General features: G+C 64.4%; 11 protein-coding genes. 5 read left to right on the top strand and 6 right to left on the bottom strand.

Translation table 11 applies throughout. The annotated features are described in order from the left end of the window. Positions 1 to 14: 14 nt before the first annotated feature. On the bottom strand, positions 15 to 2,990 hold the full coding sequence (locus tag V8J83_RS06040; RefSeq protein WP_339984487.1) for a hypothetical protein: 2,976 nt from the start codon (positions 2,988 to 2,990) through the stop codon (positions 15 to 17). Positions 2,991 to 3,229: 239 nt separating this feature from the next. Continuing rightward, a complete protein-coding gene (locus V8J83_RS06035) occupies positions 3,230 to 4,522 on the bottom strand; it encodes an O-acetylhomoserine aminocarboxypropyltransferase/cysteine synthase family protein (RefSeq protein WP_339984485.1) in 1,293 nt (430 codons plus the stop codon). 305 nt (positions 4,523 to 4,827) lie between these two features. On the opposite strand from V8J83_RS06035, the gene V8J83_RS06030 reads away from it, so the two are divergent. The 3 genes from V8J83_RS06030 (at position 4,828) to V8J83_RS06020 (ending at position 6,321) form a co-directional block, all read left to right on the top strand. Next, positions 4,828 to 5,205 (top strand): NADH:ubiquinone oxidoreductase subunit NDUFA12, encoded by a 378-nt coding sequence (locus V8J83_RS06030; RefSeq protein ID WP_339984482.1) that lies wholly within the window; start codon positions 4,828 to 4,830, stop codon positions 5,203 to 5,205. Positions 5,206 to 5,275: 70 nt separating this feature from the next. Continuing rightward, complete coding sequence (mlaD, locus tag V8J83_RS06025; protein WP_339984479.1) at positions 5,276 to 5,731, top strand: outer membrane lipid asymmetry maintenance protein MlaD; 456 nt, start codon at positions 5,276 to 5,278, stop codon at positions 5,729 to 5,731. Then, positions 5,731 to 6,321: a DUF2155 domain-containing protein gene (locus tag V8J83_RS06020; RefSeq protein ID WP_339984477.1), complete on the top strand. Its 591-nt coding sequence runs from the start codon at positions 5,731 to 5,733 to the stop codon at positions 6,319 to 6,321. The genes mlaD and V8J83_RS06020 overlap by 1 nt, the downstream gene beginning before the upstream one ends. 35 nt (positions 6,322 to 6,356) lie before the next feature. Here the strand turns inward: V8J83_RS06020 and aat are convergent, their stop codons facing one another. From aat to accB, 3 genes are all read right to left on the bottom strand, one after another. Continuing rightward, entirely contained in the window at positions 6,357 to 6,983 is a 627-nt protein-coding gene (aat, locus tag V8J83_RS06015; RefSeq protein WP_339984475.1) for a leucyl/phenylalanyl-tRNA--protein transferase, read from the bottom strand. 322 nt (positions 6,984 to 7,305) lie between these two features. Next, on the bottom strand, positions 7,306 to 8,652 hold the full coding sequence (accC, locus tag V8J83_RS06010; protein WP_339984472.1) for an acetyl-CoA carboxylase biotin carboxylase subunit: 1,347 nt from the start codon (positions 8,650 to 8,652) through the stop codon (positions 7,306 to 7,308). A gap of 18 nt (positions 8,653 to 8,670) precedes the next feature. Then, positions 8,671 to 9,165 carry an acetyl-CoA carboxylase biotin carboxyl carrier protein gene (accB, locus tag V8J83_RS06005; RefSeq protein ID WP_339984470.1) on the bottom strand — a complete coding sequence of 165 codons (495 nt, stop codon included), beginning with the start codon at positions 9,163 to 9,165 and terminating at the stop codon, positions 8,671 to 8,673. Positions 9,166 to 9,443: 278 nt separating this feature from the next. Between accB and V8J83_RS06000 the strand changes: the two genes are divergently transcribed. Both V8J83_RS06000 and preA read left to right on the top strand, forming a co-directional pair. Beyond that, positions 9,444 to 10,778 carry an NAD(P)-dependent oxidoreductase gene (locus V8J83_RS06000; RefSeq protein WP_339984468.1) on the top strand — a complete coding sequence of 445 codons (1,335 nt, stop codon included), beginning with the start codon at positions 9,444 to 9,446 and terminating at the stop codon, positions 10,776 to 10,778. Positions 10,779 to 10,797: 19 nt separating this feature from the next. After that, positions 10,798 to 12,102: an NAD-dependent dihydropyrimidine dehydrogenase subunit PreA gene (preA, locus tag V8J83_RS05995; protein WP_339984466.1), complete on the top strand. Its 1,305-nt coding sequence runs from the start codon at positions 10,798 to 10,800 to the stop codon at positions 12,100 to 12,102. A gap of 16 nt (positions 12,103 to 12,118) precedes the next feature. On the opposite strand, the gene V8J83_RS05990 is transcribed toward preA, so the two are convergent. Then, on the bottom strand, positions 12,119 to 12,730 hold the full coding sequence (locus V8J83_RS05990; protein WP_339984464.1) for a TetR family transcriptional regulator C-terminal domain-containing protein: 612 nt from the start codon (positions 12,728 to 12,730) through the stop codon (positions 12,119 to 12,121). Between the last annotated feature and the right edge of the window lie 219 nt (positions 12,731 to 12,949).

The following is a 12,949-nucleotide window of genomic DNA, read 5'->3' as shown; positions in this document are numbered from 1 at the left end:
TCTTGCCGCTTGGATCAGCCTGGGATTTCCAGCGTGACGGTGCGCCCGCTGCGCACATATTGCAGCGTGGTTTCGCCGATGGCGGCGACCCGGCCCCCATCAAGGCGGTCGCCCACGGAGACCCTGACAAAGCGGCCCGACGACAGGCGCACGAGGGCACGGCGGTCGGAATTGGTGCCGGTTACCCCGATCAGGTTCACGTTGCGCAGGCGGATGGCGTCGCGTTCGGTCGCGGCGCGGCTGACGTCGGCGTTGGAGGGGATGTCGGGGCCGGGTGCGACGGCTGCGGCGGCCACGGTGGTGGGCGCTGCGGTCGGCTGGCGATCGGCGCTGGCGACGATCTGGGAGATGTTGGAGGGCCGGGTGGCGGGCAGGCGCGACCGCGCCACGGCCAGCTCGGTGCCGCCGATGGCCGCTTCGAGGGCTGCGGTGACATCAGTGTCGGGGACCGCGGTGGCGGTCTCGGTGTCCGTGGCGCTATCTTCGGAAGGGAAGAGGGAGGCGGCCGCGGCGGCTTCCTGCGGGGATTGCGGGCGCGAGGTCGGGCGACGTTCGCCCAGTTCGGATTGCGTCAACCCACCCAGGACCTGCCGTTCACGCAACTCGGCCAGGTTCGAGGGCCGTTGGGTGGGGCGGAACGTCCCAAGGACCGCGTCATCGACCGAGGTGTTGGGGGGGGTCGGATCGGCGATCTCGCGCGGGCGCTGACGGGCGAAGACGGGAGGCGCGCCGGCGACGACAAAGGCGCCTTCGGGCGTCACAACGCCCTGCGAGGTCGCGGCCACAAGGCCTTGGTTTGTCAGGCTAAACTCGGTTCCGAACGGCGGCGGCGGCGGGAAGCGGCGCAGCAATTCACCCGGATTGACGCCGGGCTCTGGCAGGGCCACGGCGTCGAGCGCGGAGATGCGCGGGTCGATTGAGGCGGTGTAGATGCTGTCGAGCAGATCGAATGGGCGCAAGTCCGGACGGTCCGGCGAGCGCGCCCAGATCCCGTCTTCCGCATAGAGCGCCTCGGCCTCTTCCACGGAGGGGTTCTGCCCTTGATCGATGGGCGGCAACGGCGGGAGATCGAACTCGGCGTCGATATCGGGAAGATCGGCATCCGTCGCCGCGTCCGGCGCGGCGGCAGGCGTGTCATCAAGGGGCAGCGGCGCATCGTCGATCTCGGGCAGGGCAGCGAGGTCCATGCCATCGGCGGCGGCCTCGTCTTCCAGCGTCGGAGCGGCCGTGCCACCGATGCTCGGCGCGGCGGTGAAGACGTCAGGGGCCTGCACATCGGCGGGGGCCGCCGCCGTTGTCTGAACGTCGGTTCCGCCGAAGCCGAAGAGGCGCGCGACGGCACTGTTGGGCAGGAACACCGCCGACCAGATCGCGACAAGGGCCAGCAAAAGCAACAGGATAACGGTCAGAACAAGGCCGGTCCTGAATGACGGCCCGCTAGCGGCGGGCACGGATTTGCGCGCCAGAAGGCCGGAGGCGAAGGTGCCATCGTCGGCCATGGTCCCGGCTGCGTCAGGGTCGGTGCCTTGGGCGGGCTCACTGCTTGCGGCGTCGCCGCGATCACGCCGGAAGAAGCCCCCGGAGGCCGCGCCGGTGGCGGCCTTCCCGGTGGGGGCGGCCGCACCACCAAGGCCACGCAATGCGCCGCCAAGGCCACCCTTGCGCGGGGCGCTTGTCGTATCGGCGGCGCCCTGTGGCGGGGCCTCGAAGGGCGAGGTCCGGTCGTCGAGACCGCGGGCGGAGGTTTCTTCGGGTGGGCGCGGCTCGATCTCGACCCGGGGACGGGTCTGCGGCGCGCCAGCTGCGTCGGATTTGGGCTTGGTCTTGCTGGCGCTGCGCACACGCTGAAGCTGTTCGGCCAGGCGCGGCATACCTGCCTTGCCCTGCGGGGCGGTGCCGACCTCTGGCGCTGGCGCCGGGTCAGTGACGGGCGCGGGCGCCGTGGGCGCGGCGTTTTCTGCCGCGGCGAGGTCGATCCGTGCACTGCGTTGGCCGACAAGCGAGCCGGTGCCGGTATCAGGGGCCGCGACCTGCCCACGTTTTGCCGTGACTTGCGGCTCGGTCCCGGTGGCGGGAACGGGCGTCGAGGCCTCGCCGCGAATGATGCGCGCGCGCTGCCGGGCCTCCTGCGCTGCGGGCGAGGGGGCTGCGGGCAGGGAATCGTCGAGCGACGGGTCGATTTCCGCGTCGGTGAGCGGTTGGATCGGCGTGGTGATGTCGTCGATGACGGGCACATCTTGAACAGGCCCATCGGAGGGCGCATCGGGCGCGTCCATCGGATCGGTCGGGGCAGGCGATTGCGTGTCCGCGATCGCTGAGGCGGGGTCTGGCGCAGGGTCCGGGGCGGCTTCTGCTGGTGGAGTATCCGGCGCGGCGGGTGCCGCAATTTCGGGCGCAGGGTCCGGCGCGACCTCGGGTTCCGGCTCTGGTTCTGGCTCCGGATCGGGTTGGCCATGGCGGTCCGGCCCGAACGCAATGCCATCGGCGGAAAAGCCGAAATCATCCGCATCGGCATCGACGGCGAAGGTTGGCACGCCGGGGAAGCGTTGCATCGGTGGCATGGCGGCGAACCCGGCCCCCTTGAAGCCGTATTGCGCGGCGAATCCCTTCGCCTCATCAAGGGTTTCGCGGGCCACCACCGCGATGGAAACGCGGTCTTCTTCCAGGACGCGCCAGTCGTATTCGAGCTCGGTCACGGCATAAGGCGTCATGCCGTCGAGGCCTTCCTCGATGCGGAACGCGGTCAATTCCGGGTCGGCGGTCGGCACCGTGAGCGAGGTGTAGAGCATCTGATCGTCGGGCAGGACGAGCAATGTCTTGAAGTTTTCGCCTTCGCGCGCGACCGCCTCGTCGCGCAGGGCCGCCAGCGCGCCATCAAGATCGTCGATGGCCAGCGGCGTCTCACCGATCATGGCCCAATGGCCCGCGGTCTGGCGATGCGCCAGTGCGAGGCCATCTGCCGAAAGGAAGAGTGCGATATTCACCGTCAAGTCAGACCTCAGTCATTTATCCCAGGGCGTTGCGCGCCCGCCACAATCGCCCCCTTCTACAGTGCTTTCCGCCTGGGGAAAACCGTTGCATCGCCGCACAGGCCCGCCCCGCGCGTGCAAGTGTAAATCTTTTGCCCGCCTTGCAAAAGGGGGCGCTGCCGCGATGCGACCGCGCCCCCCTCGGGCTACTTGGTCGCGTCAGGGGTAAACCTAACGCGAAACTGGTTAATTTTCTCTTCTTACGCGGTCGCTGCGCTTAACGCGCGGTCCAGATCAGCGATCAGGTCGTCGGCATCTTCGGTGCCGATCGAGACCCGCACGACGTTGGGCGCGGCACCGGCGGCTTCCTGCTGTTCGGGGCTCAATTGCCGGTGCGTTGTCGAGGCGGAATGGATGATCAGGCTGCGTGTGTCGCCCAAATTCGCCACGTGGCTGAAGATCTCAAGCGAATCGACCAGCTTGATGCAGGCGTCGTATCCGCCTTTCACCGCAAAGGTGAAGAGTGCGCCCGCGCCCCGGGGGCAGACGTCCTTCACACGTGTGAAGTACGGCGAGCTTTCAAGGCCTGCGTAAGTGACGAAATCGACGCGATCATCGGCTTCCAGCCATTTGGCGATCTTCACCGCGTTCTCGATGTGGCGTTCCATGCGCAGCGACAGGGTTTCAATCCCCATCAGGGTATAATGGGCGGCCTGCGGGTTCATTGTCATGCCCAGGTCGCGCAACCCGATGGCGATGCCGTGGAAGGTAAAGGCAAGCGGGCCGAACGTCTCGTGGAACTTGAGGCCGTGGTAGGCGGGCTCGGGATGGCTCAGAGAGGGGAATTTGTCGGAGGCCGACCAATCGAACTTGCCCGAATCGACAACACAACCGCCGGTGACGGTGCCGTTGCCGGTGAGGTATTTGGTCGTCGAATGCACCACCAGCGAGGCGCCATGCTCGATCGGGCGACAGAGGTAGGGCGTGGCCGACGTGTTGTCGATGATCAGCGGCACCCCGGCGGCATCGGCGACATCGGCCACCGCGCGCACGTCCATGATATAGCCGCCTGGATTGGCGATGGCTTCACCGAAGACGGCGCGCGTGTCATCGTCGATGGCAGCTTTCACAGCCTCCAGATCGTCGAAATCGACAAATTTCGCGGACCAGCCGAAGCGTTTGATGGTCTGGGAAAACTGCGTGACCGTGCCGCCGTAGAGGCGGGTGGAGGCAACCACGTTCGTGCCGGGCCGCATTAGCGGGAACAGCGCCATGATCTGCGCCGCATGCCCCGACGAGCAGCACACCGCTCCTACGCCGCCCTCCAGCGTCGCAATACGTTCCTGCAGAACGGCCACGGTCGGGTTCGTCAGGCGCGAATAGATGTAGCCGACTTCCTGCAGGTTGAACAAAGCGGCGGCGTGCTCGGCATCGCGAAACACAAACGCGGTGCTTTGATAGATCGGGGTCTGCCGGGCGCCGGTGGCCGGGTCCGGGCGCGCGCCCGCGTGGATCTGCAGGGTGTCGAAGCCGTAGCTGGGGCCGTCTGTCATGGAAGTCTCCGTCGTCATGTTTCGCAGCGGTTGTAGAACAGGCCGTCGCCAACCGGCAACCGCCACCGGCCAAGCAGGGCCGCCCGTTCCGACGATGGCGAAACACCGAAACATCCGTTCTTCCTCGTTTTCGAAATACTCCGGGGGAATCGCCGCAAGGCGATGGGGGCAACGCCCCCTGAAACCAAAGACAAAGACCTGCGGCGAGCGCCGCGCAATTTCGGAAGGGGCGCGACGGCTTGGCACTGGACGGCTGCGTGGCAAACGGGCAGAACGCAAAGCAACAGACCAAGCAGGAACGCCCCATGCTCGATTTCCTCAAACGCGCCGTAACCTGGTGGAATGGCCAGACCCTCGGCACGCAGCTCTTCACCGCGCGCAATGGCGAGCGTGTGGGCGAGGATGGACAAGGCAATATCTTCTACCGCAACGCCGATGACACCAAGCGCTGGGTCATCTTCAATGGCGAGGCCGAGGCGAGTCGGGTCGAGGCGGAATGGCATGGCTGGTTGCATCATACCTGGGATGAGCCACCGACCGATGCGCCGCTGGTCCACAAGGAGTGGGAAAAGCCGCACCTGCCGAACCTGACCGGTTCGGCAGCGGCCTATGCGCCGGCAGGCTCGATCCGCCGCGCCGAGCCGGAAGATCGCCGCGACTATGAGGCATGGTCGCCGGAATAATCGCACCGGTGCGCGGGAATGCGCACAGCTTCCCCTTGGCCTCACCGGCCGCGACGGCTATCCCCATGCCATGGCTGACGCAGACTATTCCATAACCGAGATCGCCACCGGCGGCGCCGTACTGGCCGCAGCGGTGGGGTTTTTCCTTTATGCCAGCGGTTCCGGGGCCGGGGCGGGCGGCGACAGCTATGATTTGCAGGCGCATTTCCGCTCCGCGGAGGGCATCGGCGTGGGCACCGAAGTGCGCCTGGGTGGGGTCCCGGTCGGCACGGTCACGGCGATGGAGCTGAACCCCGACACCTTCCTGGCCGAGACCACGATCAGCGTTTCCGACACGATCATCCTGCCCGATGACAGCGCGATTGCGATTGCCTCCGAAGGGCTTCTGGGTGGCTCGTTCGTGGAGGTCATCCCCGGCGGATCCCCTTTCAATCTCGAAGCGGGGGGCGAGTTCATCGACACGCAATCCTCCGTCAGCCTGATCACGCTGCTGTTGCGGTTCTTCGGCGGGAACGGAGACACGTGATGCGCCGCGCGCCGCTTCTGTTTGCTGCGATCCTGGCGCTGCTGGCCGGACAGTTGGCCGCGCAGCAATTCGACAATTTCGATGACGACAACGCACTCGACGGGTTCCAGCTTGGCACCGGCGAGGATGCGGCAGAGGACGGCGAGGGTTCCGATCTGACCCTGTTCGAGGATGGTGGCCTGATCATCAACAACGGCGACGGCGATGTTCAGCTCAACCTCGGCGATGGTGGGTCGCAGGGCACATTCGAAAGCTTCCCGGGTGTCACCGGACCGGTGACATCCGTCAGCCAACCCGCGACCGAACAGGGCACCATCGTGACCTTGCGCGCGCTCGACAAATTACTGGGCCAGCCCACGGATCTGGAATTGTCGATGGGTCAGACGGTGGTGTTCGGGCGCATTGCGATCCGTGCCGTGGAATGCCGCTATCCGGCCGGGGATCCCGGTGGAGACGCATTCGCGCATCTGGAAGTGCTTGATCTTGAAGGAAATGCCCTGTTCGACGGTTGGATGGTGGCATCCAGCCCGGCACTGAGCGCGCTGGAACATTCGCGCTATGACGTTTGGGTTTTGCGCTGCACCGGATGACGTCCGCGTGCGGCCGTCAGGGTGCGGCGCGGCGCTCAGACGTCGAGTGGGGCGTCTTCGGGCAAGGCGAAGAAATCCGCCGGCAACAGCAACGCATGGCTTAGCTCGGCTCGGTAATCGGCGCGCGGCAATTCCAACGCCCCCAGCGACAAAAGATGGTCGGTGACGAATTGCGTGTCGAACAGGGTAAAGCCGCCCGCGCGCAGGCGATGGGTCAGGTGCCCAAGCGCCAGTTTCGACGCATCGGTCCGGCGCGAGAACATGCTTTCTCCGAAAAACGCCGCGCCAAGAGTGATACCGAAGACGCCACCGGCCAGCCCATCGGCATCCCAGATCTCGACCGAATGGGCCAGGCCCTGCGCATGCAGCACCTGATAGCACGCCATCAGGTCATGGTTGATCCAAGTCGGTTCGCGATCGGCGCATCCATCGATCACACCGGAAAAATCACGATTGATATGAACGGAGTAGCCCCCCCTGCGGATGCGTTTGCGCAGCGACCTGGACACATGGAATCGGTCCAGCGGAAAGACGCCACGACGCTGCGGATCGACCCAGAAAACGTTCGGATCGTCGATCCCTTCGGACATCGGAAAGATCCCGGCTGCATAGGCACGGATCATCAGCTCCGGGGTCAGGAGCGGCCGATCAGAAGGGTACATGTCATGAGCCATAGTGCATACGTAGGGTAGGCGGGCACAAAGGCCCACCAAAATCACGCGCAGAGGCGAATTCTCCTATGACGATTCACCGATGTTTAACGCCTGTGTGGTTGTATACAGCTTGTCGGGACTGGAATACCGCATGTTCCAGTTCGACCAAGAAATGATTGGCGGGCTTGTCCGGTGCCACCCACCCCCGTTGGGTCAGACGCCGAAGCGCACAATCCGAAATAGCCTGTGGCCCATGGCGAAGTCACAGGATGAAAATCAGAACCGGCACCACGGGCGCTCACCCCGTTTGGTGCCGGTTCGACTTTGTAACTTAGCCCATGTTCTGATCCAGCCAGCCTTCCAGCCAGTGGATCGTATAGTCGCCGGTCTGCACGGCGTCGGCCTTCAGAAGCTCGTGAAACAACGGCACGGTCGTGTCGATGCCATCTACGATCAACTCGCCCAACGCGCGGTTGAGCCTGGCCAGCGCCTCGGGTCGGTCGCGGCCATGCACGATCAGTTTGGCAATCAGCGAATCGTAATAGGGTGGGATGCGGTAGCCGTCGTACAGAGCACTGTCCATACGCACGCCGAGCCCGCCGGGGGCGTGGTATTGGGTGATCGTACCGGGGCAGGGGGCGAAGTTCGGCAATTTTTCGGCGTTGATGCGGACTTCGATGGCGTGGCCCTGCACCTGCAGATCCTCCTGCCGGAAGCTCATCGGTTCGCCCGCCGCGACGCGGATCTGTTCGCGGACCAGATCGACGCCCATGATCGCCTCGGTCACGGGGTGTTCGACCTGCAGCCGGGTGTTCATTTCGATGAAGAAGAACTCGCCGTCTTCATAGAGAAACTCGATCGTGCCTGCGCCTTCATAGCCCAGATCGGCGCAGGCCTTGGCGCAGGTCTCGCCGATGCGGGCGCGCGTTTCTGCGTCGATGGAGGGGCCGGGGGCCTCTTCGAAGACTTTCTGGTGGCGGCGTTGCAATGAGCAATCCCGTTCGCCCAGATGCACGGCCCGTCCCCGTCCGTCGCCGAAAATCTGCACCTCGATATGGCGCGGACGGCCCAGGTATTTCTCGATATAGACCTCATCGTTGCCGAAGGCCGATTTCGCCTCGGACCGCGCAGAGCGGAAGGCGATCTCCATCTCGTCGCGTGATTTGGCAAGCTTCATGCCGCGCCCGCCGCCGCCGGCGGTGGCCTTGACGATCACCGGGTAGCCCGCAGCATCGCCGACCTTGAGGGCGGCGTCCAGATCGGGCACGCCACCGTCGGAGCCCGGCACGCACGGCACGCCCAGTTTGATCATCGTGTCCTTGGCGGTGATCTTGTCGCCCATCATTCGGATGTGTTCGGCGGAGGGGCCGATGAACTTGATCCCGTGATCCTCGACCGCCTGCACGAAGGCGGCGTTCTCGGACAGGAAGCCATAGCCGGGGTGGATCGCCTCGGCGCCGGTAATTTCGCAGGCCGAAAGGATCGCGGACATCGACAGGTAGCTGTCGGTACCGGGGGCCGGACCGATGCAGATCGCCTCGTCGGCCATGCGGACATGCATCGCGTCGGCGTCGGCGGTGGAATGCACCGCAACTGTTTCCACGCCCATTTCGCGGGCGGCGCGGATGACACGAAGCGCAATCTCGCCGCGGTTGGCGATCAGGATCTTGCGGAACATCGGACGCCCCTTTCCGGTTTATTCGATGATCATCAGGGGCGCGCCGTATTCGATCGCGGCCCCGTCTTCGACCAGAATGCGTTTGATTGTCCCGGCATGCGGCGCGGGGATCTGGTTCATGGTCTTCATCGCCTCGATGATCAGCACGGTTTGCCCTTCGGCGACCTTGTCGCCGACGCTGACGAAGGGGGCGGAGCCCGGTTCGGGCTGCAGATAGGCGGTGCCGACCATCGGCGAGGTCACGGCGCCGGGCGCCTGCGCGGGATCATCGGACGCGCCGCTTGGTGCCGACGGAGCAGCTGCACCGGCAGGTGCCACCGGAGCCGGAGCCGCCATCGGAGCGGCCTGTACCGGGGCCGGGGCCAGCATCGTCTGCCGGGCCACGCGCACATTCAGCCAATCGGATTCGGCATATTCGCGCTTCACATGGAGTTCTGTCAGGTCATTTTCCCGCAGAAGCTCCGCCAAGGCCTTGATAAAGGCCACATCTTCGTCGCGCGTCTTTTCAGCCATGTCGCTCCTCACCATCCGCCTGATGCCCGTCTCCGGGGCTGTTGGTCCACGCGCTATAGCGCAGGGGTGACGCGGGGAAAAGCCGCCGCGTTCGCGAACATGTGGGCAGCGAGGGGCGCAGGGTCATCCCCGAGACGCACAAAAACAGGGCAACGTGCCGTTTCAGATGCAAAGCCCCCCGCTATCACCCGCATTCATTTTTTACCATTTGATAAATTTTTGAACTCATGCCAGCGTGATTGTACCCGAGCCAATTCGATACGCGAGGCAAAAGACGCATGACAAACAGCCCGTTCACTCCCGGAATTGCACCAGCGCGCCTGCCCGCAGAGGCGCTTGCAGAGAACTTCGCGGACTTGCACGCGCCGCTGGATGGGCACGAAGCCTTGGTCGCGGCGGACCGGTGTTATTTCTGCCACGACGCACCGTGCATCACGGCCTGCCCGACGACCATCGACATCCCCCTGTTCATCCGCCAGATCGCAACCGGCACGCCGGAAGCGGCGGCGGAGACGATCTTTGACCAGAACATCCTGGGTGGCATGTGCGCGCGGGTGTGTCCGACCGAGACGCTCTGCGAAGAGGCCTGCGTGCGCGAGGCTGCGGAAGGCAAGCCGGTTGAGATCGGCCGGTTGCAGCGGTTTGCGACCGACATCGTGATGGCCAAGGGCGCGCATCCCTTCGCGCGCGCCGAGGCGACCGGCAAAAAGGTCGCCGTTGTGGGCGCGGGGCCTGCGGGGCTGGCCTGCGCGCATCGTCTGGCGATGAAGGGGCACGCCGTCGATATCTTTGACAAAAAGTCCAAGGGTGGCGGCCTGAACGAATACGGTATCGCCAGCTACAAGAGCACCGAGGATTTCGCCCAGTCGGAGGTGGATTGGCTGATGAAAATTGGCGGGATCCGGCTTCTGACGGACCGCGCGTTGGGCAACGAACTGACGCTTGGGGAGCTGCAATCGGATTACGACGCGGTATTTCTGGGCATGGGGCTTGGTGGTGTGAACACGCTGCGGGCCAACGGCGAGACCCGCGACGGTGTGCGCGCCGCGGTCGAATTCATCGCCGACCTGAGGCAGGCCGATGACCTTGGTGCGCTGCCGGTGGGCCGCAACGTGGTTGTGGTCGGGGGCGGCATGACGGCGATTGATGCGGCGGTGCAGTCGAAATTGCTGGGGGCCGAAAACGTGACATTGGTGTATCGGCGCGGACGCGAGGCGATGCCCGCGAGCCCCTATGAACAGGACCTCGCGGCCTCCAAGGGCGTGCGATTTGTGTTCAATGCCATGCCGTTAGAGGTGCTTGGAAATGGTACGGCCACGGCGTTGCGCTGCGAGTACACGCGGATTGAAGGGCGGTCGGTGCAGGGCACGGGCGAGACCTTCGACATTCCCGCCGACCAGGTCCTCAAGGCCATCGGTCAGACGCTTGGCGCGACGCCGGACGGGCTGTTGATCGAGGGGGGCAAGATCACCGTGACCGGCGCGGGGCGCACCAGCATGGCGGGCGTCTGGGCAGGCGGTGATTGCGCCAATGGGGGCGAGGACCTGACCGTGACCGCCGTGGCCGAAGGGCGTGACGCGGCGGAAGACATTCACACTGCGCTTGGCGCGTAATCCGGAGAGGGCCGAACAGATGGCAGACCTTTCAAGCAATTTCCTCGGGATCAAATCGCCGAATCCGTTCTGGCTCGCCTCGGCGCCGCCGACGGACAAGGAATACAACGTCCGCCGCGCGTTCGAGGCCGGGTGGGGCGGCGTCGTCTGGAAGACGCTGGGGGCCGAAGGGCTGCCGGTGGTGAATGTGAACGGGCCGCGGTACGGCGCGATTTACGGGGCGGACCGGCGGCTGTTGGGCCTTAACAACATTGAACTTATTACCGATCGCGACCTTTACACGAACTTGGAAGAGATCAAGCGCGTGAAGGCCGATTATCCGGATCGCGCGATGATCGTGTCGATCATGGTGCCGTGCGAGGAAGAGGCGTGGAAGGCGATCCTGCCGCTGGTCGAGGACACGGGCGCGGACGGGATCGAGTTGAATTTCGGCTGCCCGCACGGGATGTCCGAACGCGGCATGGGCGCGGCCGTGGGGCAGGTGCCCGAATACATCGAAATGGTCACGCGCTGGTGCAAGCAGTATTACTCCAAGCCCGTGATCGTGAAGCTGACGCCGAACATCACAGACGTGCGCAAACCGGCCGAAGCGGCCAAGCGCGGCGGGGCGGACGCGGTGTCATTGATCAACACCATTAACTCGATCACGTCGGTGAACCTCGACACGATGTCGCCCGAGCCGTCGATTGACGGGAAGGGCAGCCACGGGGGCTATTGCGGCCCGGCAGTCAAGCCGATTGCGATGTCGATGGTGTCCGAGATTGCGCGCAATCCCGAGACACACGGCCTGCCGATTTCGGGCATCGGCGGGGTCACGACCTGGCGCGATGCGGCGGAGTTCATGGCGCTTGGCGCGGGCAATGTGCAGGTCTGCACGGCGGCGATGACCTATGGTTTCAAGATCGTGTCCGAGATGATTTCCGGCCTGTCGCAATACCTCGATGAGAAGGATATAGGACTTGAGGATCTGGTCGGAAAGGCCGTTCCGAATGTGACGGATTGGCAATATCTGAACCTGAACTATGTAACAAAAGCAAGGATTTCGCAGGACGATTGCATCAAGTGCGGGCGCTGCTATGCGGCTTGTGAGGACACGTCGCATCAGGCGATTTCCATGAGCGAGGATCGCGTGTTCGAAGTGATCGACGCGGAATGCGTGGCCTGCAATCTGTGCGTGAACGTGTGTCCGGTCGAGGGGTGCATCACCATGGAAGAGCTGGACGCGGGCGCGACGGACGAGCGGACGGGGAATGTGGTGTCGCCGGACTATGCGAACTGGACGACGCATCCCAACAACCCGGGCGCGGTGAAGGCGGCGGAATAGACCGGCGCGGCCGCGATCAGGGCGCGAGCAGGCGGCGGAAAAGCGTGTCGAGGAACCCCTCGGCCTCGGCCACCGGGTCGCGCCCGGGCCCAAGAACGGCGCGGACCTGCACGTCGAAATCGGCGTAATGCTGCGTGAGGGACCAGATGGAGAAAATCAGGTGATGCGGATCGACATCGGCGATCTTTCCGGCCCGTGACCAAGCGCGGATCACGGCGGCTTTTTCATCGACCAGGGCTTTGAGATCGGTGGACAAACCAGCACCGATGCGGGGCGCGCCTTGCACGACCTCTTGCGCGAAAAGCCTTGATTCTCTTGGATAATCCCGGCTCATCTGAAGCTTGCGATGGACATAGGCGAGTAATTCCTCGCGCGGGTCGCCTTCGGCATCCATCTCGCGCAGAGGGGCGAGCCAGGTGTCGACGAGGCCTTCGAGAAGTGTCACATGGATCTCGTCCTTGGAAGCGAAATAATACAGCAGATTGGGCTTTGACAGCCCCGCCTCGCGCGCGATTTCATCCAGCGTGGCACCGCGAAACCCCTGCCTTGAAAACACCTCCAACGCGGCTTCCAACGCCAGGGCGCGGTTCTTTTCCTGAATGCGGGTACGGGGTTTTTCGCTGCTCATGGGCCTGTCCATTTTGTGCCCGATCTGCGGGCAAATCCCGTTTTCCAAATTGCATATCCATGCATCTGAACGGGTTTCCTTGAAAATATGCGTTCAGTTGAACGTATCGTGGTATCGTTTCCGTTGACTGGCTCAAGGCATTTGCTAGCGTGTCCTTGACCAAATGGTCAAAAAGAAAATGAAGCCGACCATTCGGCCATCAGATCGCCAGGCATCCGG

It is taken from the genome of Gymnodinialimonas ulvae, from assembly GCF_037543845.1.
Classification (GTDB): domain Bacteria; phylum Pseudomonadota; class Alphaproteobacteria; order Rhodobacterales; family Rhodobacteraceae; genus Gymnodinialimonas; species Gymnodinialimonas ulvae.
Note: the sequence above shows the minus strand (reverse complement) of the source record. Positions and strands in the feature narration are given on the sequence as shown.

What these genes read in the sequence shown, in the direction of transcription:
- V8J83_RS06035 (WP_339984485.1), bottom strand. Translation starts at nt 4,522, where the DNA reads ATGACAGACGGCCCCAGCTACGGCTTCGACACCCTGCAGATCCACGCG.
- V8J83_RS06030 (WP_339984482.1), top strand. Translation starts at nt 4,828, where the DNA reads ATGCTCGATTTCCTCAAACGCGCCGTAACCTGGTGGAATGGCCAGACC.
- mlaD (WP_339984479.1), top strand. Translation starts at nt 5,276, where the DNA reads ATGGCTGACGCAGACTATTCCATAACCGAGATCGCCACCGGCGGCGCC.
- V8J83_RS06020 (WP_339984477.1), top strand. Translation starts at nt 5,731, where the DNA reads ATGCGCCGCGCGCCGCTTCTGTTTGCTGCGATCCTGGCGCTGCTGGCC.
- aat (WP_339984475.1), bottom strand. Translation starts at nt 6,983, where the DNA reads ATGTACCCTTCTGATCGGCCGCTCCTGACCCCGGAGCTGATGATCCGT.
- accC (WP_339984472.1), bottom strand. Translation starts at nt 8,652, where the DNA reads ATGTTCCGCAAGATCCTGATCGCCAACCGCGGCGAGATTGCGCTTCGT.
- accB (WP_339984470.1), bottom strand. Translation starts at nt 9,165, where the DNA reads ATGGCTGAAAAGACGCGCGACGAAGATGTGGCCTTTATCAAGGCCTTG.
- V8J83_RS06000 (WP_339984468.1), top strand. Translation starts at nt 9,444, where the DNA reads ATGACAAACAGCCCGTTCACTCCCGGAATTGCACCAGCGCGCCTGCCC.
- preA (WP_339984466.1), top strand. Translation starts at nt 10,798, where the DNA reads ATGGCAGACCTTTCAAGCAATTTCCTCGGGATCAAATCGCCGAATCCG.
- V8J83_RS05990 (WP_339984464.1), bottom strand. Translation starts at nt 12,730, where the DNA reads ATGAGCAGCGAAAAACCCCGTACCCGCATTCAGGAAAAGAACCGCGCC.